15 protein-coding genes are annotated in these 22,607 nt (G+C 45.8%); 9 read left to right on the top strand and 6 right to left on the bottom strand.

What is annotated here, in order from left to right:
- Positions 1-375 precede the first annotated feature (375 nt).
- From H6F56_RS22660 to H6F56_RS22630, 7 genes are all read left to right on the top strand, one after another.
- Positions 376-6,051, top strand: coding sequence for a PAS domain S-box protein (locus tag H6F56_RS22660; RefSeq protein ID WP_190673199.1), 5,676 nt, complete (start codon positions 376-378; stop codon positions 6,049-6,051).
- Between the two features lie 16 nt (positions 6,052-6,067).
- Entirely contained in the window at positions 6,068-7,171 is a 1,104-nt protein-coding gene (locus tag H6F56_RS22655) for an ATP-binding protein (protein WP_190673197.1), read from the top strand.
- Between the two features lie 23 nt (positions 7,172-7,194).
- The gene (locus H6F56_RS22650) at positions 7,195-7,917 is read left to right on the top strand and encodes a response regulator (protein ID WP_190673195.1); all 723 of its coding nucleotides are present in this window, start codon (positions 7,195-7,197) and stop codon (positions 7,915-7,917) included.
- 74 nt (positions 7,918-7,991) lie between these two features.
- A complete protein-coding gene (locus tag H6F56_RS22645; RefSeq protein ID WP_190673193.1) occupies positions 7,992-9,764 on the top strand; it encodes an EAL domain-containing response regulator in 1,773 nt (590 codons plus the stop codon).
- 182 nt (positions 9,765-9,946) lie between these two features.
- Positions 9,947-11,035: a response regulator gene (locus H6F56_RS22640; RefSeq protein WP_190673191.1), complete on the top strand. Its 1,089-nt coding sequence runs from the start codon at positions 9,947-9,949 to the stop codon at positions 11,033-11,035.
- Between the two features lie 182 nt (positions 11,036-11,217).
- Positions 11,218-12,126 carry a carbohydrate ABC transporter permease gene (locus tag H6F56_RS22635; RefSeq protein WP_190673189.1) on the top strand — a complete coding sequence of 303 codons (909 nt, stop codon included), beginning with the start codon at positions 11,218-11,220 and terminating at the stop codon, positions 12,124-12,126.
- Positions 12,127-12,250: 124 nt separating this feature from the next.
- Positions 12,251-13,015, top strand: a complete 765-nt coding sequence (locus tag H6F56_RS22630) for a glucose 1-dehydrogenase (protein WP_190673186.1) — start codon at positions 12,251-12,253, stop codon at positions 13,013-13,015.
- Positions 13,016-13,186: 171 nt separating this feature from the next.
- Here the strand turns inward: H6F56_RS22630 and xylB are convergent, their stop codons facing one another.
- Positions 13,187-14,629: a xylulokinase gene (xylB, locus tag H6F56_RS22625; protein WP_190673184.1), complete on the bottom strand. Its 1,443-nt coding sequence runs from the start codon at positions 14,627-14,629 to the stop codon at positions 13,187-13,189.
- 194 nt (positions 14,630-14,823) lie between these two features.
- Between xylB and H6F56_RS22620 the strand changes: the two genes are divergently transcribed.
- Complete coding sequence (locus H6F56_RS22620) at positions 14,824-16,134, top strand: APC family permease (protein ID WP_190673182.1); 1,311 nt, start codon at positions 14,824-14,826, stop codon at positions 16,132-16,134.
- Here H6F56_RS22620 and H6F56_RS22615 read toward each other — a convergent pair.
- On the bottom strand, positions 16,072-16,374 hold the full coding sequence (locus tag H6F56_RS22615) for an FGGY family carbohydrate kinase (RefSeq protein WP_242032128.1): 303 nt from the start codon (positions 16,372-16,374) through the stop codon (positions 16,072-16,074). The genes H6F56_RS22620 and H6F56_RS22615 overlap by 63 nt on opposite strands.
- Positions 16,375-16,890: 516 nt before the next feature.
- Between H6F56_RS22615 and rd the strand changes: the two genes are divergently transcribed.
- Positions 16,891-17,049, top strand: a complete 159-nt coding sequence (gene rd, locus H6F56_RS22610) for a rubredoxin (protein ID WP_190673179.1) — start codon at positions 16,891-16,893, stop codon at positions 17,047-17,049.
- A gap of 81 nt (positions 17,050-17,130) precedes the next feature.
- On the opposite strand, the gene H6F56_RS22605 is transcribed toward rd, so the two are convergent.
- The 4 genes from H6F56_RS22605 to H6F56_RS22590 form a co-directional block, all read right to left on the bottom strand.
- Positions 17,131-17,592: a hemerythrin domain-containing protein gene (locus tag H6F56_RS22605; protein WP_190673177.1), complete on the bottom strand. Its 462-nt coding sequence runs from the start codon at positions 17,590-17,592 to the stop codon at positions 17,131-17,133.
- A gap of 147 nt (positions 17,593-17,739) precedes the next feature.
- Positions 17,740-19,254 carry a mannitol dehydrogenase family protein gene (locus H6F56_RS22600; RefSeq protein ID WP_190673174.1) on the bottom strand — a complete coding sequence of 505 codons (1,515 nt, stop codon included), beginning with the start codon at positions 19,252-19,254 and terminating at the stop codon, positions 17,740-17,742.
- A gap of 205 nt (positions 19,255-19,459) precedes the next feature.
- Positions 19,460-20,179, bottom strand: a complete 720-nt coding sequence (locus tag H6F56_RS22595) for an HAD family phosphatase (RefSeq protein ID WP_309236617.1) — start codon at positions 20,177-20,179, stop codon at positions 19,460-19,462.
- A gap of 4 nt (positions 20,180-20,183) precedes the next feature.
- A complete protein-coding gene (locus H6F56_RS22590; protein ID WP_190673169.1) occupies positions 20,184-21,686 on the bottom strand; it encodes a mannitol dehydrogenase family protein in 1,503 nt (500 codons plus the stop codon).
- Between the last annotated feature and the right edge of the window lie 921 nt (positions 21,687-22,607).

Below are 22,607 nucleotides of genomic sequence, written 5' to 3'. Positions count from 1 at the left end.
GAAAAATCTGTGCCAAGAAACTTCAAATTTGCCTATTTTCACTAATTTTTCAAGCAAATTCTCTGGAAATATAAAAATCCTAGAGAGGGTGTAATATTTCTAGCCGGCATCGTGTCGGCTGAAAAGCTTGTCGGCAAATAATTGCCCCATAAGCTAACGTGCAGCCAATTTAGAGCAATATCTCAGCATTCCTCAGTCTTTCTATCCCTCACCCCTTTTGCCCCTCTTTTCAATCAATAAAATTATTTGCATAACAGCTAATTGTGGGTTTTGTTGCGTACATTACAAAAAGCCCCGATCTCAAAGTTACTTATTAATACCGATGACAACAAATAGATAAATGAGTTCTCTTAAAAACAGGACAAAAAACGAGTGATGCAACTGAACAAGCTGTCTTTCAATTGGCCCACCATAGAACCGGCAATTAATCGGCATCCTTTGCGCGTTGCCGCTGACACGTCGGTGCTAGATGTCTTGGTACTGATGAGTCAATCTCAGCAACCCGAACAAGTTTTGCCGGCACAGTTCAACCCTCAAGCGCTTCCGCTTGGCATTTTCACCCAGCGAGATGCACTGAGGTTAATTACCAGGGGGATAAATTTAGCACAGCTAAAACTTGGCGAAGCGATCACTCAACCGGCAGTTACCCTGACGCTGACTGACAATCAAGATCTTTCCACTGCCGTATCCTTATTACACCGGCATCGGGTTGATCACCTGCCGGTTTTGGACAATTCTGGTGCATTCATCGGCGCGATCACTGGGGAAACCATTCTGCAAGTTCTGCCGGCAGTTGAGCTCCTCAATGGGGTGCCGGTTGAAGCGGTGATGTCAAGGCAGATCATAACCGCGCCAATGAATGCGCCGGTGCAGAAGATTGCCCAACTGATGATAGAACATCAAGTCAGTTGGGTTGCGATCTCATCAGAAACTGAGTCGGCAGATATCCAGCCACCCATCCTACTGGGAATTGTTACAGAGTGGGACATCGTGCAAGCTGGGGCGCAATTGCTCGATCTTGCCACAACACCGGCTTGTGGACTGATGAGAATGCCGGCAAATACCCTAACCCCACAAGATTCTCTGCTGGCAGCGTATCAGCAATTACAGCACCGGCAGCCGGTTTTTGTCACGGCGCGAGAAAATACTCAGGAAATTTTGCTGGGGACTGTTACAGCGATCGACTTGCTACAAGTTTTTGAGCCGGCGCAAACGTACAAAAATGTAAAAACCCCTCAGCCTGCCGGTGATCAACTTCAACCTAAAAGAATTGAACTTTTACTGCGTCGCAACAACGAATTTATAAAACAAATGCAAAAGCGCACAGCGCTAGCTGAAGCAAACTTCCGGCAAATTCAGCAAGAATCTCAAAAACTGAAGCGACAAGCCCAGCAGATCCGGATACTTGAGTCTATTAGCAAAGCTGTCCGTAAGCAAGTTCCCTTGGATGAAATTTTGCAAACAACTGCCAACCAGCTGCGAAAAGCGCTTGAAGCTAGCCGTTGCCTGATTTTTTGGCCAGATTCCCGCACTCAAATGGCGACTTGCGAGATGTCAGAAGAGGCAACCCAACCGGAAAGTCTTGCCGGCAGCCATTGTAATTTTTCTGGGAATTATCACCACACCTTAGCTCAAGGCGAACCCCTCATTTTGCCGCGCATTGATGACTCGCTAGCACCGGCACTTCAGCAATCTGCTGACGAGTGCGGCATTCGCGCGATTTTGATTGTGCCACTGATCGGGCAGCAATCTTATGTAGGTGAGATCGCCTTGCATCAGTGCGATCGTGAACGAATCTGGGATTCAGATGAAGTGAAGTTTGTCAAGTTAATTGGAGATCGCTGCACCCTCGCCATTGAGCAAGTCCAACTCAGTGAACAGGTGCAAGCGGAACAGCGGGAGAGACAACGGGTGGAAAGGTCCTTGCAACAAAGCGAAGCCAAATATCGCAGCATCTTCGAGAATGCGATTGAGGGCATCTTTCAAACCACACCAGATGGAAGCTACATCAGCGCCAATCCTAGCCTCGCCGGCATTTATGGCTACAACTCGCCGGCAGAACTCATTGCCAACCTCACAGACATTGGACGGCAACTCTACGTCAATCCAGCGCGACGCGACGAGTTCATGGCACTGATACAAGAGTACGGAAGCGTATCCGAGTTTGAGTCTCAAGTTTATCGCGCTGACGGCAGCATCATTTGGATTTCCGAGAATGCCCATGCTGTAAGGAATGCCGAGGGCGCACTGCTTTACTGCGAAGGCACCGTCCTGAATATTACCAAACGCAAGCGGGCAGAACTGGCTTTAAAAGAACAACAAGAGTTTCTGCGTCATGTCATTGATACCAACCCTAATTTAATTTTTGTCAAAGATTGGGAAGGAAAGTTTACTTTAGTTAACCAAGCCCTTGCCGATATTTATGGAACAACGGTTGACAATTTACTCGGCAAAAAAGATGCAGATTTTAATCCGAATGCCGCAGAAGTCGAGGAGTTTTTGGCTGCCGATCAACAAGTAATGAGCGCGTTGCAGCCCAAGATTATTCCAGAAGAAACCGTCAGTAGCCCGAATGGAGAAATTCGCTGGTTCCAGACTATTAAAAAGCCGCTGATATCTTCAGATGGTCAATCACGCTATATCCTCGCTGTTTGCAACGATATCACCGAGCGCAAGCTAACTGAGAAAGCAATGCAAGAGTCAAAGCAGATGCTGCAATTGGTGATGGATAATATTCCGCAGTTGATTTTCTGGAAAGATAGAAATTCTGTTTATTTGGGTTGCAACCGTAACTTTGCACGAGTTGCCGGTGTTGATACGCCTGAAGAGATTGTCGGCAAAACAGATTACGATTTAGCCTGGAAAAAAGAGGAATCCGACTGGTTCCGCGAGTGCGATGCTCGCGTGATGGGAACCGATACGCCCGAATTTCATATCATCGAAACCCAGCGTCAAGCGGATGGCAAAGAATCTTGGGCAGATACGAATAAAATTCCCCTGCATGACAGTGCCGGCAATGTTGTGGGAATTCTCGGCACTTATGAGGACGTTACGGTTATTAAACAAGCAGAAGAAGCGCTGCAAAAAGTCAATCAAGAGTTAGAAATGCGAGTGCAAGAGCGCACAGCAGAGTTGAGCGAGACGAACGAACAATTACGAAGGGAAATTGCCGATAAATTGCAGGTGGAAGAAGCACTGCGAGACTCAGAAGATCGCTTTCGCAATTTGATTGAAACGACTAGCGACTGGGTGTGGGAAATTGATGAAAATGCTGTCTACACATACGCCAGTCCTAAAGTGCGCGATTTGTTGGGCTACGAACCTGAGGAAGTTTTGGGTAAAACACCTTTTGACTTAATGCCTCCACCAGAAGCGTTTCGCGTTTCAACCATTATTGGGCCGCTGGTTGCAACTCAACAGCCCTTAGTCTGTGTGGAAAACACAAACATTCACAAAGATGGCCGGCAGGTTATTCTTGAAACCAGTGGAGCGCCGGTTTTTGATGCAGATGGGGTGTTCCGGGGTTATCGCGGTATGGATCGTGATGTTACCGACCGCAAACAAGCAGAGGCGGCTCTGCGAGAAAGCGAGGAACGCTATCGGTTGATGGCAGATCATGCGACTGATATGATTAGCCGGCATACCCCAGAGGGCGTTTATCTCTACACCTCGCCGGCGTGCCGCACACTACTGGGATACGAGCCGGAGGAACTGGTGGGCCACTCCGCTTATGAGTTTTTCCATCCAGAAGATGTGCCGGTGATCGAAACGTGCCAATCCAACTTGCTAGAGCAGCCGGACACCTATACCGTCACTTATCGCATTCGCTGCAAAGACAACCGTTACATCTGGTTTGAATCCACCGGCAGGAGTGTCCGCCACCCAGACACCGAGGAGGTGGAGGCACTTGTAACTGTTTCTCGCGATGTCACCGAGCGCAAGCAAGCAGAAGAGGCGCTGCGTGAAAGTGAGTTGCGGCTGCGGCTGGCTCTCAAGACCGCCCAGATGGGGACTTGGGATTGGGATATTGAAACGGCCAAGATAACTTGGTCCCAGAAAACCGAATCAATTTTTGGGTTTGCCAGTGGCTCATTCCCTGGAACTTGGGAGGCTTATTTCAATCCTATCCATCCAGAGGATCGCGAGTATCTGAATCAGGCGATCTCTCGCAGTTTGGAGGAAGGAAAATCCTGTGATGTCGAACATCGCATTCTTTGGCCAGATGGTAGCATCCACTGGGTTGCCGCTAAGGGCCAGGCTCTGCGCCACCCCACAGGCCGGCCTGTGGGAATGAGCGGGGTGGTGATGGACATTACCGAGCGCAAGCAGGCTGAGGAGACGTTACAGCGACAGTTAGCTGCCGTGGAAGCGGCAATGGATGGTATAGCTATTCTTAATAGTGAAGGTCAATATATCTACATGAATGAGGCTCACGTCAAAATATTTGGATATGACAGCGTGAGTCAACTTGCCGGCAAAGGATGGCAAGAAATGTATTATCCAGATGAAATTAAGCGTTTTGAGTCCGATATTTTACCCGGACTTTGGCAAAAGGGAAATTGGCAAGGAGAAGCAACGGGCAAGAAACGGGATGGCACGACATTTTTAGCAGACGTGTCGCTGACTGTGATTGCAGATGGTGGGTTAATTTGTGTCTGTCGCGACATCAGTGCGCGCAAGCAGGTCGAGGAGATATTAAAAATACAGGAACGGGCAATTGCAGCCAGCAGCAATGGAATTGCGATTTCCGATGCCAGATTACCGGATATGCCGCTGATTTATGTTAATCCTGCTTTCGAGCGCATGACGGGTTACAGCGCCGCAGAAGTCCTTGGACTAAACTGCCGGTTTCTGCAAGGCAGGGAGACGAATCAAGTCGGTTTAATAGCACTGCGGCGTGCGCTTAAACAAGGGCAAGAGTGCAGCGTCGTTTTACGCAACTACCGCAAAGATGGATCTTTATTTTGGAATGAGTTAAGTCTTGCCCCCATTTATGATGATCACGGTACTCTCACTCACTTTATTGGGATTGGAACAGACATCACTGAACGCAAGCAAGCAGAGGAAGCGCTACAGGCTGCTAAGGCTCAATTGCGTGCGGTTTTAGATGCTGTGCCAGGTTTTGTTTCTTGGATCAGTTCAGATTTGCAATATCTCGGCGTGAACCGGCATCTGGCTGCTTCTGTTAATTTGTCTCCAGAAGCGTTTGCCGGTCAAGAACTCGGCTTTTTTGAGGGTGGCTCGGAGTTTGGTGAATTTATGCGTCAGTTTTTTGCCGGTTCTAAGCTAGCCGCCAACCAAGTGATTGAGGCACAAGTGAATGGTTGCCGGCGCAGTTACCTGATCGCTGCTCAGAAATACCAGGAAGGCGCTGCTGCTGTTTCAGTGGCAATTGATATTACCGAACGCCAACAGGCACAGGAGCAGCTAAAAGCTTCCCTGAAAGAGAAAGAGGTGCTGCTTAAAGAAATTCACCACCGCGTTAAAAACAATTTGCAGATTATTTCCAGTTTGCTTAAGTTGCAATCGTCATACCTTAAGGATATTGAGGCACAGGCGCTGTTTAAGGACAGCTACAACCGGGTTCGTTCAATGGCGCTGATTCATGAAAAATTGTATCGCTCCTCAGATTTAGCTAAAATTGATTTATCCGACTACATCCGCAACCTCTTAGGAAATTTATTTAGTTCCTATGGAGTTTCTTCCCAGGCGATTGAGTTGAAATTAAGGGTTGATAATATTTCCCTTGATGTTGATACAGCAATTCCTTGTGGGTTGATCATTAATGAATTGGTTTCTAATTCGATTAAATACGCATTTACCCCCGATTTGTGTGGGGAAATTTGTGTAGAATTTTCTTTAGAAAGAGAAAATGAATATAGTTTACTGATCAGCGATAATGGAGTAGGTTTGCCTTCAGATTTTGATTTAGAGCAAACCGATTCATTAGGGTTGCAGTTGGTTTTTAATTTGGCTGAGCAACTTGGGGGAAGCATTGATTTAAATACCGCTCATGGGACTAAGTTTATAATTAAATTTGGAATAAATTAAAAAATAGGAACGAAGAATGGCTAAGGCAAGTATTATTATCGTCGAAGACGAGAGAATTATTGCTCTCGATCTAAAAAATAGTTTAAAGAATTTGGGATATGCGGTGGAGGCTATTGTTTCTTCGGGAGAAAAAGCGATAGAGAAAGTTGCAGAAATTCATCCAGATTTAGTCTTGATGGATATTATGCTGCAAGGAAAAATGGATGGCGTGGAAGCGGCTGAAGTGATTCGCACGCTCTATCAGGTTCCTGTGGTATTTTTAACTTCTCATACGGATGAAGCAACTTTAGAAAAAGCAAAAAAAACTAAACCTTTTGGCTATATCGTCAAGCCTTTTGAAGAAAGAGATTTACACACCACTTTAGAAATTGCTTTGGCAAGAGCCAAGGCGGAAGCAGAAGTTCGTAAAGCCTTGGAAAAAGAAAAAGAACTGAATGAGCTGAAGTCTCGCTTTGTTTCGATGGTTTCCCATGAGTTCCGCACTCCCATGTCTACGATCCTTTTTTCTGCGACTTTACTAGAAAATTACGGAGATCGATGGACAGAGGAGAAAAAAGTCACTCATTTACATCGAATTCAAACCGCTATCAAACAGATGACTGAAATGTTAGATTACATTTTGGTGATTGGCCAAACGGATGCGGGCAAACTAGAATTTAACCCAACGGGTGTAGAGTTGAAAAAATTTTGCGGAGAAATCATGGAAGAAATGCAACTCAACACGGATTATCAGCACCCCATTGAGTGGATTTGCCTGGGGGACTGTACTGAAGCCAAAATGGATGAAAAACTGTTGCGGCATATTCTCAGTAATTTGCTTTCTAATGCGATTAAGTATTCTCCCCCAAAAAGCTCGATTAAGTTTGAACTCACCTGTGAGCAGGATCAGGCAGTTTTTCGCATTGAAGACAAAGGGATCGGCATTACCGCAGAAGATCAAAAACGTCTGTTTGAGACTTTCCACCGAGGAACAAACGTTGGGACTATTTCTGGAACCGGCCTGGGATTGGCCATTGTTAAAAGAGCTGTGGACTTGCACGGTGGGCAGATATCGTGTCAAAGTGAAGTGGGTGCCGGCACTGCATTTACGGTGACGCTGCCAATGAGAAACCATGTTTAGTCTGGATCTTTCTCACCCTGAAAATGAAAAAAATATTAGTTATTGAAGACGATGAAGCAGTACGCGCTAACATTTTAGAATTATTAGATGCAGAAAATTTTGAGGCGCTTGAGGCAAGTAATGGCTTGCTAGGCATTCAGTTAGCGCGAGAATATTTGCCCGATTTAATTATTTGCGACATTATGATGCCAAACCTTGATGGTTATGCTGTGCTGACAGCCTTAAGAAGCGAGCCGGTGACGGCGACAATTCCCTTAATTTTTCTTACTGCTAAAGATGACAGAAGTTCTACGCGAAAAGGTATGGAGTTAGGGGCAGACGATTATTTAACGAAACCATGTACTACAAATGAATTGCTCAAAGCAATTTCCATTCGGCTAGAAAAACAGGCTATCTATAAGGAACAATACGCAGCTGAGCGCGAGCGAGCCAAAGGGTTACAGCAAAGAGTGCGAGAGCTTCAGCGGATGAACACCACCGCAGAAGATTTGCTACAAAGCCTTTCTCAGGAGTTGCGCGATCCGCTGTCGAATATCACGATGGCAATTCAAATGCTAAAAGTTGCTCCGACTGAAGAAGCTCGCAGCCGCTATATCAAAATTTTACAAGAAGAGTGCGCCCGCGAAATCGCAATCATTAATCAGCTTGCTAGCTTGCAAGATTTGCTTACCCCTGAAAATGCTAAGCTTCTTAGCAGAATGAATTTTATAAGAGCCTTTAATTCTAATTCTAATTCCAGTGAGTAGCGTTTCTAGAGGAAAGTAAGGAAAATTAAAGCTGAGAGAACAAATTGTAAAGCTGTTCATAACTTGCTGAAAGTATGCCAAAAATTCTAGTCATAGAAGATGAAGAATTAATCCGGGAAAACATTTTAGAACTGCTGGAGTTAGAGGCGTTTGAAGCCATCGGGGCGGAAAATGGGCTAATCGGTTTTCAGAGGGCAACCGAAGAATTGCCAGATTTAATTATCTGCGATGTAATGATGCCGGAAATGGATGGCCACAGCGTCTTGAATGCGTTAAGAAATGATCCGAGTACGGCAACCATTCCTTTTATATTTCTGACGGCCAGAACCGACCGGCTTGATGTGCGTGCCGGCATGGATCTAGGTGCGGATGATTATCTTACGAAGCCGTGTACACCAGATGAACTGCTGAGGGCGATTGCAACGCGGCTGAAAAAATCCGCTGCTTTGCAAAAGCAATACGATACACAACTAAACCAAGCATCAACTCGGCTGAATAATTTGCTTTATTTCGACAGCTTAACCAAGATACCAAATCGGCTGTCTTTACAAGATCGATTCAATCAAAATATTGCTGCACTTGCAGCAAAAGATCCTGATAAATCCCCAACAAAAAACTTGGAATCTTTAACTCTACCAATTTTGTGTGTAGGGTTAGACCGCTTTAGCCGAATTAATGAGACCCTAGGATATGAGTTTGGTGATTTATTACTGAAAGCTGTGGCTGATCGGCTCACAAATCGAGTTAGTGAGGGCAGCATAGTTGCTCGCTTAAATGCCGATCAATTTGCCATTATTCTAGCACCTGTTGAACACAAAAAAGCGGCTGCCGAATCCGTTCAAATTCTGCAACACAATTTATGCCGGCCTTTTTTTATAAACGGTAGAGAAGTTTTTGTTACTCCTAGCATTGGTGTCGCTTTTTATCCTCGTCATGGCAGCGAACTAGATAAATTACTACAATATGCCAAAAAGGCGATGGATCAGGTGAAGCAGCAGGGGGGAAATGGTTGTGAATTTTACACGCCGGCTTTCCCTGTTGGAGATTCTGATCAGCTAGCTTTAGAAACCGAGCTACGCTATGCCTTAGAAGGCGAAGAACTTGCATTACACTACCAGCCCCAAGTGAGCCTGCAAACCGGCAAAATTGTTGGTTGCGAAGCACTTTTGCGTTGGCATCATCCAGTTCGCGGCTCTATTTCGCCGGCAAAATTTATTCCGCTGGCTGAAGAAACCGGCTTGATTGAACCGATTGGGGAATGGGTTTTAAGTACCGCTTGCCGGCAAACCCAAGCGTGGCAGGCTAATGGGTATGAATCTTTACGCGTGGCGGTGAATTTATCTGGCCGGCAATTCACTCAACTCAATTTGCGCCAACGCGTTGTGGAGATATTAGCTCAAACAAATTTCAATCCTGAGTATTTAGATTTAGAGCTGACTGAAGGCACCCTTGTGCAAAATCCAGAGGTAGCAATCCGGCAGCTAGATGCTTTAAAAGCGATTGGAGTGCAGATAGCGATCGATGATTTTGGCACAGGTTACTCGTCATTAAGCTATTTGCGGCAATTTCCATTTGATATTTTGAAAATTGACCGTTGCTTTGTCAGTAATCTTCACAAAGATGCTAAAAATACAGCGATTACGACCGCTTTAATTCAACTAGCTCATCAGCTAAACTTAAAGGTAATTGCAGAAGGGGTAGAAACGGAAGCCGAACTGGCTTTCTTATACCAGCATCAATGTGATGAAATTCAAGGTTACTATTTTAGCCGGCCTGTGCCAAGTTCCGAGTTTGAAAAATTACTAGCCGGCGGTAATCGATTGCAACTTCCACAAAATTCTATCTGAAGGATGGTGTGTAATGAGGAATGAGGGGATGATTAATGGTAAAACTTTTCAAACTGACAACTTGCAATCAGCGCCGGCTCATGATATCGGAAAAACTGATCATAGGATAACTTAAAAGACAGATTCAGAGATTGATTGCCCTTTGGTTACGACCCTGCCAACTGACAAATGATAGCTGACAAATGACTAAGATTTTAATCATAGAAGACGAGAGTGAAATCCGCGAGAACATTAGAGAATTGCTTGAGGCGGAAAATTTCAAAGCAATCGGAGCGGAAAACGGCAAAATTGGCCTTCAACTGGCTGCTGAACATTTGCCGGATTTAATTTTGTGCGACGTAATGATGCCAGAAATCGATGGTTATGCCGTACTAGAAGCATTGCGTAAAGATCCGCTGACAGCAACAATTCCCTTCATTTTCCTGACTGCTTTTGCTGACAAAGCACAGACTCGAAAGGGAATGGAACTAGGCGCAGACGATTATATACCCAAGCCTTGTACCATTAAAGAACTGCTGAGAACGATCAGCACTCGGCTCGAAAAGCAAGCAGCGATTGAGCGCCAACAAGCCCAAAAGCTCGAAAAATTACGCAGTAGTATTATCCTGTCGTTGCCACACGAACTGCGGACTCCTCTCAATGGAATTCTCGCTTTTTCAGAACTTCTTCTTGAGGATTTCAATTCTTTTGAACCAGCAGAAGTTCGGGAAATGTTAGAGCATATCCATCTGTCTGGAAAACGGTTATACCGGCTCACTCAAAATTTTTTGCTTTATGCCGAACTAGAGCTAATGGCCACTGATCCAGAGCGGGTGAAAGAACTGCGAAGCAAGGAGACAAGCTTTGGCAAAAGCATCATTAAAAATGCTGCTGTATCACACGCAAAACAAGTCTGTCGCGCAGAGGATCTGCACTTAGAGCTTCAAGAAGTCAGAGCGAATATTTCATCTGAGCGGCTCATGAAGCTCGTTGAAGAACTGGTGGACAACGCTTTTAAATTTTCTGATAGTGGCACGCCGGTTAACCTTACTAGCCGTATAGAAAATAACCAGTTTATTCTGTCTGTTACGAATCAGGGACGAGGCATGACAGCGGAACAAATTGCTGAGGTGGGAGCTTATATGCAATTTGAGCGTAAGATATATGAACAGCAAGGCACGGGGTTAGGGCTAAGCCTCTCTAAACGCTTAGCAGAATTACACGGAGGTCAATTAAATATTGAGAGTGTCCCTAACCAAGAAACCACAGTTTTTGTGATGCTTCCCTGTTGAAGGCTGCCGATTTTAACTTCTCTTATTTTCTTGTGTTTTTCTTTTTTTAGGGTGTTAATTTCCTGTAAAATCGCAGTCTAAATCATAATTTAAGATCACAGGAAATGCCCATATATGCTCCGCCAACGTAAAATTAGGGATTGGAAGTTTCTAGCCTGTCGCCTCCAGTCCCCCAATAAAAAATGAATCTAAAATCCTTAAACTCTAGTATTAACTGGCAGCGCCTCACGCCTTATCTATTTTTGCTGCCCGCCCTGTTGTTGCTGGGGCTGACTGTTTTTTGGCCGGCATTTCAAGCTTTTTACTTGAGTTTCACCCGCTTTGAATATGATTTAACTGAAGCACCGCAGTGGGTGGGGTTAGCTAATTTCCAGAAATTATTCACTGATCCGATTTTTTTACAAACGCTTTGGAATACTCTACTTTATCTGATTTGTGTCGTGCCGATTTTGGTTGCGGCACCTCTAGGGCTTGCGATTTTGGTTAATCAAAAACTGCGCGGAATCGCTTGGTTTCGGGCGGCTTATTATACGCCAGTGGTGATTTCAATGGTGGTTGCCGGCATTGCTTGGAAGTGGCTTTATGCAGAAACCGGCTTGCTGAATCAACTGCTGCAAATACTTGGTTTGGTGCGTGCCGGTGAGGGAATTCCCTGGCTGACTAGCCCCAAATTCGCCCTTTTTAGCGTCATGGCGGTTACGATTTGGAAGGGTTTGGGATATTACATGGTCATTTATTTAGCCGGCTTGCAAGCGATTCCTGCTGAGCTGTATGAAGCCGGTGCGATTGATGGTTCAGATGGCATTCGCAAGCACTGGGATATCACCGTTCCTTTAATGAAACCTTATTTATTATTGGTAGCGGTAATTTCAGCAATTTCTGCAACCAAAGTGTTTGAAGAAGTCTATATTATGACTCAAGGAGGGCCGCGAAGCAGTTCTAAAACTATTGTCTATTATCTTTATGAAAAGGCTTTTCGTGAATTAGAAATGAGCTACGCTTGTACAATTGGTTTAGTGCTGTTTTTATTGATCTTGGGATTATCTGTTATTAATTTAAAGCTAGCAGATATACGCGGAAGAGTCGGTTAGTTGCTTAGTGCTATTTGGTAATTTTTCAGGGAAATATTCCGGTTTTGCACATATTCTCTATAGGGACACGCTGCGCTAACGTCTCTATTTTGAAAGAAAATAGAAAGTAGAGAAGGATAAATTGATGACGGGACGGGTTAAAGGAAAAGTTGCTCTCGTAACGGGAGGCGCTTCAGGAATTGGTAAAGCGACTGTTCAAATGCTTGTACGTGAAGGCGCTCAAGTTGTCATAACAGATATGAATGAGAGCGAGGGTAAAGCGCTTGAGGAAAATGCCGGCACAATTTTTCTCTGGCATAATGTAACGGATGAAAACCTTTGGGAATCGGTGATTTCTCAAACGATCACTGAGTTTGGAAAGTTGGATATTTTGGTGAATTGTGCGGGAGTCACCGGCATGACAGCTCCACAAAATCCAGAAACCACAACTTTGGAGACTTGGCGTCAGGTAATGAGTGTGAATATGGAAGGCGTGTTTCTGGGATGTAAATACGCGATTCCTGTGATGAAAGAAAATGGAGGCGGTTCAATTGTGAATGTCTCCTCCTATGCCGGCATCATCGGGACTCCCTTTGCCACGGCTTATGGGGCGAGTAAAGCCGGTGTTCAGCAGTTCTCTAAATCTATCGCCCTGTATTGTGCCCAGCAAGGCTATAAAATTCGCTGCAATTCTATTCTGCCTGGAGCAATTTTAACACCTTTGTGGGAGCCATTTCTTAGTGGCGAAGAACGGGAGGAACGGATGAATCAGGTTGTAAAAGACATTCCCCTCAAAGTTTGGGGTCAACCTGATGATGTTGCTTATGCAATTCTTTATCTCGCTTCAGATGAATCCAAGTTTGTTACAGGATCTGAAATTGTCATAGATGGTGGACAATCTGCTGTTTAACCAGGAAAAAAGATTTAATCGATGGCATCGTTAACGCAATACTTAATGTGAATCAAAAAAATATTGGTAACAGGTTTGCTCATTGTTGCTAATGTACCTCATAGTTTCGAGAATTGCTCTAATTAATTTATAGATACCTTCTAGTTCTTCTCCCGTGAGGCATAACTTTTATCAGATTTTTTTAAGCCGTGGATAAAGTCCTTGATATCGCATCCAAGCCTCTTCTAAGACTGAATCAACTGATTGGGGAGTTGCAGCAAGCGTTGGTGTGGCTGCCAGTTTGCTCGTGTCATTAGCATCTGCGTATACACCAATTCCGATACCTGCCAGGAGAGCTGCACCCCGCGCGGAAGCAGCAGCGACGGTAGTTGCATAGAGGGGTATTCTCAATACATCAGTCAGTAATTGTTTCCAAGGCATTTCTGCCGTTCCACCGCCGGCTAAACGCAGTTCTGTCGCTTTAAAACCTGTTGCCTCAAGTGCCTCAAAACCTTGTCGCAAGGCAAAAGCAACTCCCTCTAAAGCTGCCCGCATCAGGTGCGCCTGTGTGTGATGAAGTCCAAGCCCTACCCATGCCCCGCGTATATATGGGTCAAGGTGTGGAGTTCGCTCACCTGTGAGGTATGGCAAAAATGTCAACCCTTCACATCCTGGGGGAACAGTAAAGGCTTTAGCATAAACTTGCTCCCAGCTCAAGCCGAGGATACCTCGCACCCACTCAAGCGCTAACCCCGCATTTTGCATGGCTGCAAGGGTGTACCACTGGTTAGGTAGGGCGGTTCGATAGAGATGTGTACGACCCTGAGGATCGATAATGGGTTGCGATCGAGGAGTAATGATTTGAGCGCCGGTGCCAATGGTTAGTTGAACCGAACCAGGCTCTAGTAGTCCGTTACCAAGTGCCGCCGCTGCCGTATCCGCAGCACCGGCGATAACAGGTAAGCCAACTCTTAAGCCAAGATGCTCTGAAGCATCAGCCGTCAGGTAGCCGGCGATCGCACTAGAGGGGATAATTTTTGGTAACCAATCACAACGTAGATTCAGGGCTGAGATGGCTTCCCCTGCCCAGTCGTCCGACACAACATCGTAAAGCAAAGTACCACTAGCATCAGATGGTTCAGTTGCAACTTCTCCAGTCATCCGTAACCGCAGCCAATCTTTTGGCTGGAGTGCCCAACGCGCTTCGGTGTAGACAGTAGCCTCGTGTTCTCGCAGCCACAACAAAGTGGGGCCGGCCATTCCAGCCGTAATCGGGTTGCCCAATCGCTCTAGAATAGCTGCATCGAGCGAATGATAAGCGCGAAGCGTGGCACTAGAGCGAGTATCTGCCCAGAGGATAGCAGGGCGCAGAGGCTGACCGGACTCCGAAGCTAGGACAACACCATGCATCTGTCCTGAAAGTGCGATCGCCTGTACTTGGTCAGCGTGATTTCCCACTGCCTTACTCACAGCCTCGCCAACCGCTAACCACCAATCCCCTGGCTCAGACTCAGCCCATCCAGGGTGGGGTGCATGAACAGGATAGGAGTTTGATGCTTCACCTATAGTGGTTCCGTCTGTCGCTAGGAGCAATGCCTTAGCAGAGCCTGTTCCTAAATCTATTCCAAGCAGCATTAGGTTATTCCTCAAATACTTTATCCTTTCTCCTTAAGTTTGCTACAGATGATTGATACGGGGACGCTCCGGACGCGGAGAGCGTGAGACTTCTACATAATTCGTGCCGCGCAAGTGCGATCGCGCTTCCACCCTCTATACTGACGAGCAGAAAGATGACACGATTGGGAGAATAAAAGGACAAGAGAAATGCTATGGAACCGAATGCGGAAGCGGATTCACTGAAGCGAGTGTTTGGATTGCCTACCCTGGTGATTTACGGGGTTGGTGATATTCTCGGTGCCGGAATTTATGCAGTGATCGGAAAAATTGCGGGACTTTCCGGCTCTTTGGTTTGGGTTTCTTTCCTGACAGCAATGACTGTTGCGGCACTCACAGCTTTAAGTTATGCCGAACTCGGCAGTCGAGTTCCCCAAAGCGGAGGAGTCGCCACTTTCATCCACAGAGCGTTTCGCACGGATTGGCTCTCAATTCTTGTAGGCTGGTTGATGTTTTGTACCTGCCTTGTTTCGATGGCGACTCTTTCAAAAGCGTTTGCCGGCTATCTAAACGCTTTTGCTCCAGGCATTCCAGCTTGGTTGATTATCCTCGCTCTCTTTTCAGCTCTTGCATTTGTCAATTTTAGGGGAATGCAGGAGTCCTCAGCCCTGAATATTTTTTGCACGGCTCTAGAAGTTTCGGGTCTTGTCATCGTTATCCTAGTCTCGACTCTTTTTATAATCGGGGGTGGAGCAGGCACGGGTAATCCTCCTGCAAGTCCCGGACCCAACATGCCAGCCATTGGTTGGACGGCGATCATGCAGGGAGCGGCACTCGCCTTTTACGCCTTCATTGGCTTTGAGGATATTGTGAATGTTGCGGAGGAAGTGAAAAATCCTGAGCGCAACGTTCCGAAAGCCATCTTGTTTGCCCTTGGAATTGCGGGTGTCGTTTATGTTCTCGTCTCCTGGCTTGCCACTAACGTACTAAGTCCGGCTGAGCTTTCCGCCTCAAGCGCTCCTCTTCTCGATGTGGTTCGACGATCGCAGCCAAATTTTCCAGCCGTTGTCTTTTCACTCATCGCCCTGTTCGCCGTTCTAAATACTGCTTTGCTGAATTTTGTCACAGCATCGCGATTGCTCTTCGGCATGTCCAGAGAAGGGCTGCTTCCAGCTTGGTTAGGAAAATTACATCCACGGCGAGCAACTCCCTATCGAACGCTGCTTATCATTCTGCCGCTAGCTATCTTTCTCGCGCTTTCAGGTACGCTTCAATTCCTAGCTGGAACAACCGCAACCTTGATTCTTGCAATGTTCTGTCTGGTCAACATCTCACTGCTAGTCATTAAACGCCGAGAACCCCGAGCCGATGGCTTTCAGGTTCCTTATCTGATTCCGGCTTTAGCGCTAATCTCCAACCTAGTTCTCGTTGCTTTCGCCTCTCGGGAAAGTCACATTTTGGCGTTAGGGTTTACAGGTATAGGAATGCTTCTGATTTTGCTCCGCAATGCCGTGAGCAAGCGCTAGGACAACACCATGCATTTGCCCTGAAAGTGCGATCGCCTGTACTTGATCAGTGTAATTTCCCACCGCCTTCCTAACCGCCTCGCCAACAGCTAACCACCAATCCCTTGGCTCCGACTCAGCCCATCCGGGGTGAGGTGCATGAACAGGATAGGAGCTTGACGCCTCACCTATTGCCGTTCCCTCTGTCGCTAGGAGCAATGCCTTAGCAGAGCCTGTTCCTAAATCAATGCCAAGCAGCATCAGGCTAGTCCTCACATACTTTAATCGTGTAGGGTTTCCCCTTGTGGGTACCCTGGATCTAGACTAAGTGATAGTATATTTAAACTGGTGCAAGATGTGAGATTATTAATTGTTGTCGATAGATTAACGTGAAAAGCTCCACTCTAATTATAACCGATCGAGAAAATTAGCTAGCGTATTTTAGACAGCTTGTTTATTAAAACATAGCAATTGGCAGAATATTACTAGCGTATTTTAGACAGCTTGTTTATTAAAACATAGCAATTGGCAGAATATTACTGTAGAACCTCTGCCTTGTGACAGAGGGAATAGCCCTAGCATTTTGTTAGCTTACTAGAGTGGAAGGCGTCAGCAGCCGAGCAGAATGAGGTCGAACTCAAGAGCTTTGGAATAGATAAAACGACACACCGCTAAATTGCGATCAACAATCGAATATGCGGATCTAAGTCGCTTGGGTGAGCCGGATGATATTAGAAGTGCTAAAAGTTGAAGTTTTAATTAGGAGCAGCGAGAATTATGCAGCAGTATACATGTAAGGTTTGCGGATATATCTACGATCCAGCCAAAGGCGATCCAGATGCTGGACTAGAACCTGGTACTGCATTTGAAGATCTACCTGATGACTGGATCTGTCCGCAGTGCGGAGTCACAGAAGACAACTTTGAACCTAGTTAGTGAAGGTGATAAGTTTCGCAAAAAGCTCTCTAGCTCTGAAGGGTACAGAGCTCTAACTTGCTGATTTCCAAAGCTGTTTGGCTAACTATGTTCCAGCTCATCCACAACTTTATCGACAAGTTCGCTTTTAGTCTCAGTTAACTCAGAAGCTAACTCCTGCCTTTGTTCGGGACTTAGACACTCCCGGACTTTTGGGAAAAGTTCGTTTTCTTCTTCGATCAGATGATTTTCCATAAACTTTTGCAACTCACCAATTTTCTGCTTGAATTCCGATTGATCCGCAGCGAGAGACTTGATTTCTAAAATCATTTCATCTCCTTTATGGTGATCTTTCCATCCATGCTCGATTAGGTCTTCAGTCCCCGTACAAGTACTTGCTTGTGGGTAGAGGACTAACTCTTCAGACCGAGCATGAAGTGTTAGCAGTTTGGCAAGCTTTGTAAAATTCTCTTCTAATTCTTGAGAGTCTTGAGTCTTCTCAATGCCTGAGAAGAGAGTGCGAATTGTAGCATGGTCTTTTTCCAATAATTCAATAGCATCCATATCGATCGATTCCCTCTTGTTGAACTAAGTTTACGCCAAGTCGAATTAGCTTTTGATAAGTTTTTTATCGAACATCAGATAAAGATTAACTTTTAGATTGTAGCTTAAATCTGGTGAACATTCTTCCATCTTTAGTAACAAGTGGTACTAGTCTTTATGTATTGGTGCAAGATGTGAGACTAGCGTTCTTTTAGCACCAAACTCCTGTAAACTACGCAACTTGTCTGCAACAGTCTCGACAAAACGTGGCGACTGTACTAAATCTCCAAAAATCTCAAAGATGCTGAGCAAGGGTTTGGGATCTGTTTTACCTGAGCCGGCTTGTTGAGTGAGGATATCAGCTAAGGGGTCATCAATGGGGATAGGACGGTTCTGGTCGTCATAACCATTGAGATAGTGACACCAAGCAGCAATTGTCAAACTTAGGTAATCAATCGCACCTCCAAGTTGTAATTTATCGCGGAGCGACCCTAAAACAAACTTAGGAATTTTGGCTGATCCATTCAGGCACAGGCGCGGCAGCTGATCGCGAATTTTAGGATTGGAAAACCGTTCAATAAGAGTCTTTTTATACTCGTCTAAATCAATCCCAGGAACAGCTTGGAGCGTTGGTGTCACCTCGTCCATCAGGCTAGCGACTGCTTGCCGGAATAACGGGTCTGCCATGACTTCATAAACGTAGGTATAACCGGCCAGAGAGCCGAGATAGCCAATCAACATATGGCTGGCGTTGAGCAGCCGAATTTTCATCATCTCGTAGGGATGAACATCGCTAGTCATCTGTACGCCAACGGATTCCCAATCGGGTCTGCCGGCGCAAAAAGTATCTTCGATTACCCACTGAATGAAAGGCTCTGCGACGCCTGGAAATGCATCATCAATACCAAACTGTTCCGCTACCATTTTGATATCTGCTGGGGTTGTCATCGGAGTAATGCGATCAACCATGCAGTTGGGAAACGCAACGTGTTCAGCAATCCAACGTCCTAACTCTGGATCGCGCATTTCGGCAAATGTCGTTAGCATTTTCCGCACCGTGTTGCCATTGCCCTGGATATTGTCGCAGGACAGTACGGTAAAGGGTGCTAACCCCTGTTTACGTCGCTTTTCGAGTGCGGCTGTTAAAAAACCGTATGTCCCGATGGGTTGGTCAGGATGTTGCAAATCGTGCTGAATCGTTGGGTGGTTCACATCAAATTCGCCACTTCCTTCAATGTAGTAGTAGCCGCTTTCAGTGATCGTTAGAGTCACAATTCGGCATTTGGGATCTGCTAATGCTTCAATAACTGCTTGACGATCGTTTGGTGCAAACAGGTAGCGAGTGATTGAGCCGATGATTCGAGCGCGATCTCCTGAGTGCGAGCGCTCAACTAAGGTATACAAACAATCTTGGGACAGCAGCGCATCCCGCATACGCCTGTCATAGTCATAGTCCAGCAATCCAACACCACAGATTCCCCAATCACTACCCGGATTCTGATGGAAATAATCATCCAGATAGAGCGCTTGATGCGATTTATGAAATCCACCAACCCCAATATGCACAATTCCATTAGTAATTTGCCGGCGATCGTACTGGGGTACGCGAGCGTTTCCAGGTAAACGAGACAGGGATGCTTGATTCAGCTTGATTGTTGAGCCTGTGCTGGTATTGCTGTTCATCTTAATTTATGACCTTGTGATGACGCCTTATTATCGGTATTGCAGGAAGTGTGAAAAAGGTGGAGTCAATTTTGCCGGCTCTGCATGGCAGGTTGAGCGCAAGACTGATCTCCGATGAAGTTGTCCCCCAGGCTATTGTTAACAAAATCTGACTTTTCACACATCCTGCTAAGGGCATCAAGTGATCACTTGATGCCCCATGTCCTTACACTAGCGTTGCTGATAATAAGCCGATAAGGTCGTGCATCCGCTCGATAACTTGGTGGGCACCAGCCGACTGAAGAGCATCGGCACGGCTGCTTCGTTCTTCCTCGCTGATATGAGTTCCCCCTACATAACCGATAATCTGCCCAATTCCAGCGGCAACGGCAGACCCTACCCCACTGATAGAATCTTCAATTGCCACGCAATCCGAAACTTCAGCGTCCAGGCACTTCACGGCATATAGGTAGATGTCAGGAAGCGGCTTGGGACACGGAACGGGGAGAGAGTCGTGAGCGCTAAATATCCGATCACTAGGGAAATAGTCGGTCAAGGCAGCTGCACCAAGGCAAGCACTCAGTCGCTGTAAGCTGCTGTTACTGACTAGCGCATATTCAAATCCGTCGTCGCGCAGGGAAGAGAGCACTTCAGGCGTTCCTTCAGTCGCTTTTGCCTCTACACTAAGCCGTTCAATCGCTCTCTTTTCTTCTTGAGCTACTAGCCTGTCAATATCGCGCTCATTAAGAGTGGTCGATGAGTCTGGGTAGATCTTCTTGAGTATTTCCCTGTAAGGTTTGCCGGCGAAGCTTTTAACAAACTCCTCAAGCTCATAGTGTTGAGCGCCAGGGAACTCACGAGCCACTTCATTTGTCAGCTTCCACGCGCTCTTAAGGGCTATGGTTTCACTATCAACGACAGTTCCATCATGATCGAAAAGTACCACCTTATCAGGCTGAAGCAGTTTCATTTAAAAAGCCTCCGTCACTGTAATTCTTAAGCGTAGTCAATAGTCCGTGGGTCTGAAGATCTTGCAAAGCTTGGTGGCATTCATTATCAACGACCTCTGTCTGTTCGCAATTCTCCAATCCCAGAATCCCGCTAATCACCGCGCCTTCTTGAATCGCTGTAATTGCGCTTTCGGTATCCTTGGCATGATAGGACTGACCAGACTCGCTTGCCCCCTCTCTGACTGCAAGAAGCCACGCCGCAACGGGAAGTATAATCCGCTTCATGTTTACCTTTCGGCTATAAGCATCCTCAAGTATCGGAAATATATACTTGCCTACTTTCCTTGCTGTTTCTGAAGCGATTCTCTCAGTAGGATCGGGAAGATCCTCGTTACTCAGCCTTAGTAACACCTGCTCCATATATTGTTCACACATCTCGCGAGGCACGGGTGTTGCTGCTGCGATATCGTCCATGAGAAGCCGAGTAAACAAGTGGATTTCCGGTTGCCTGATCGCCTCATGCATATACTCTATACCTGCTCTTACCGCTAAACAGGCTATGAAGGAGTGTACCGCATTCAAGAATCTCGACTTCATATACAGAAAGGGAGTGATGTCTTTCGTCATAATGACTCCCACATCTTCCCACTTGGGTCGCTCACCTGTGAAATTGTCTTCCACGACAAACTGCCAAAATGGCTCCGTCACAATAGGTGCGCGAGCGCGAACTTGCAAAAGTCGCCTAGGGTAGTTATAGTCGGATTCTTGCTCTTGAGGCACAATCCTGTCTACAACCGTATTAGGGAAGGTCGCATTATCCCTGATGTATTCTGTAAGCTGAGGATCGATCACCTCAGCGTAAGCTAGCACTGCTTTTCGCAGGATCTCGCCGTTTCTTGGGAGGTTGTCGCAAGAAAGGGTGGTGAAAGGGTTCATTGAGCGGTCGCGTCGTCGGCGTAGCGCCTCTACGATAAAGCCAATTGCAGTGATAGGAGTGGAAGGATTTTGCAGATCGTGCGCGATGTCTTCATTCGCTGTGTCGAGATTAAAACTCTTGTCTAGATGGTAGCCTCCTTGAGTAATTGTCAGAGTTACAAGGTGCACAGAGGAAGATGTCATCTTTTCAAGCACATAGTCGCACTTCTCTCTACCATTAACGATTTCTTTGATAGAACCGATAACTTCTGCTTCCTCACGCTTTTTAGCGGAACTAGAGTGTTTGGTCAAAGTGTAAAGGAATGTCTGCGGTTTCAACCTCTTAAGGGTGCGTTGGCTCTTAAGGCTAACCCCACAAATCCCCCATTTCTGCTCTTGAGAACCCTTCTGTACAAGATAGTTATGTATTATGTAGGCGAGGTGACCCCTAAAAAAACGACCTGGCCCGAAATGGACGATACCAGTATTAAGCGCCGTCCTGTCGTAAGGAGACTGTTCCTTCCACAAACCCGTTACAGTACCGAGGCGAGAACTTGAAACACTGGCCGGTCTGAGTAAGTTAACCATTAGATTTCTTAGATAAGTGGATAATAAGGTAAAATCAAACTAGGTCATTGTGGATACAGCCAATGACCTAAAAGCAGCACAAATCTCTGAAAGTGCGAAAATTTCGAGCCTCTTCTGTAGCATCTACAAAGAAGCGTATTACCACAAAGTAATTGGGGCCTGACAGGTAAATTAGAGAAAGAAAAAATCAGGTAAACCTAATTAGAATCAAAGAGCTATTGGTCATTAACTTGAAGTAAGGCACAAGAGTATGCCGCATCCTGCCGCTTTGTTCAGCTTTGGCAAGTGCGTAAGTCGAATGTCTGCCGTATAAGCCGCAAATAGACTGCTTTTAAATTTTGCTTTGAGATTTCCCTATAACTCTTTACACGTTCATGTTATTTTCCTTGGTTGCTGCTAGGCTCTGTCTTCCGGAGAATCTACAAAGAATTCTTTAGAGGGACTTATAATAATAATCAAGGTATACTTCACTACAAGTAGTTAAGTTAGAGTTTGGCGTTTGTGTAGCAAGCCTCCAAAAAACAACGCTTGCGTTGAAAAGTCCTGTCTGTAGGTCATGGCTGATACAGCACTGCTAGTCCGTTTCAGTCTGTCCAGAAATTTTTAAAGTTTCCTAACTCAAAACTCGGATCTGCACTCCTCCTGAGCAAATCCTCCATAGACACCTGACAATTTGGAAATGCCAAAGGTGCGATTAAATCGGACTCTGCCAATACAACCTGGCTAGCATAACCCTCTGCCCCTAGCTCCTGAACCACATACAATTGAGGGGCATTGATATTTAGAATCCAATACTCCCTGATTCCTCGATTTTTGGCTGCCTTTTAAAGTAATAATATAGTCAGCTTCTTGTTTCTTAATTAACTTGACAATATCTTTTTAGTAGCCCATAGCATTGCTCGTGACAATACAGCCGGCCAG

It is taken from the genome of Microcoleus sp. FACHB-672 (assembly GCF_014695725.1).
In the GTDB taxonomy this organism is placed as follows: Bacteria; Cyanobacteriota; Cyanobacteriia; order Cyanobacteriales; family Oscillatoriaceae; genus FACHB-68.
This window is presented reverse-complemented; position numbering and strand designations above follow the sequence as displayed.

Coding starts and splice junctions, on each gene's coding strand:
- H6F56_RS22635 (WP_190673189.1), top strand. CDS start 11,218: ATGAATCTAAAATCCTTAAACTCTAGTATTAACTGGCAGCGCCTCACG.
- H6F56_RS22650 (WP_190673195.1), top strand. CDS start 7,195: ATGAAAAAAATATTAGTTATTGAAGACGATGAAGCAGTACGCGCTAAC.
- H6F56_RS22660 (WP_190673199.1), top strand. CDS start 376: ATGCAACTGAACAAGCTGTCTTTCAATTGGCCCACCATAGAACCGGCA.
- H6F56_RS22590 (WP_190673169.1), bottom strand. CDS start 21,686: ATGGTTAACTTACTCAGACCGGCCAGTGTTTCAAGTTCTCGCCTCGGT.
- H6F56_RS22620 (WP_190673182.1), top strand. CDS start 14,824: ATGGAACCGAATGCGGAAGCGGATTCACTGAAGCGAGTGTTTGGATTG.
- H6F56_RS22600 (WP_190673174.1), bottom strand. CDS start 19,254: ATGAACAGCAATACCAGCACAGGCTCAACAATCAAGCTGAATCAAGCA.
- H6F56_RS22640 (WP_190673191.1), top strand. CDS start 9,947: ATGACTAAGATTTTAATCATAGAAGACGAGAGTGAAATCCGCGAGAAC.
- H6F56_RS22605 (WP_190673177.1), bottom strand. CDS start 17,592: ATGGATGCTATTGAATTATTGGAAAAAGACCATGCTACAATTCGCACT.
- H6F56_RS22630 (WP_190673186.1), top strand. CDS start 12,251: ATGACGGGACGGGTTAAAGGAAAAGTTGCTCTCGTAACGGGAGGCGCT.
- H6F56_RS22655 (WP_190673197.1), top strand. CDS start 6,068: ATGGCTAAGGCAAGTATTATTATCGTCGAAGACGAGAGAATTATTGCT.
- rd (WP_190673179.1), top strand. CDS start 16,891: ATGCAGCAGTATACATGTAAGGTTTGCGGATATATCTACGATCCAGCC.
- H6F56_RS22645 (WP_190673193.1), top strand. CDS start 7,992: ATGCCAAAAATTCTAGTCATAGAAGATGAAGAATTAATCCGGGAAAAC.
- xylB (WP_190673184.1), bottom strand. CDS start 14,629: ATGCTGCTTGGAATAGATTTAGGAACAGGCTCTGCTAAGGCATTGCTC.
- H6F56_RS22615 (WP_242032128.1), bottom strand. CDS start 16,374: ATGCTGCTTGGCATTGATTTAGGAACAGGCTCTGCTAAGGCATTGCTC.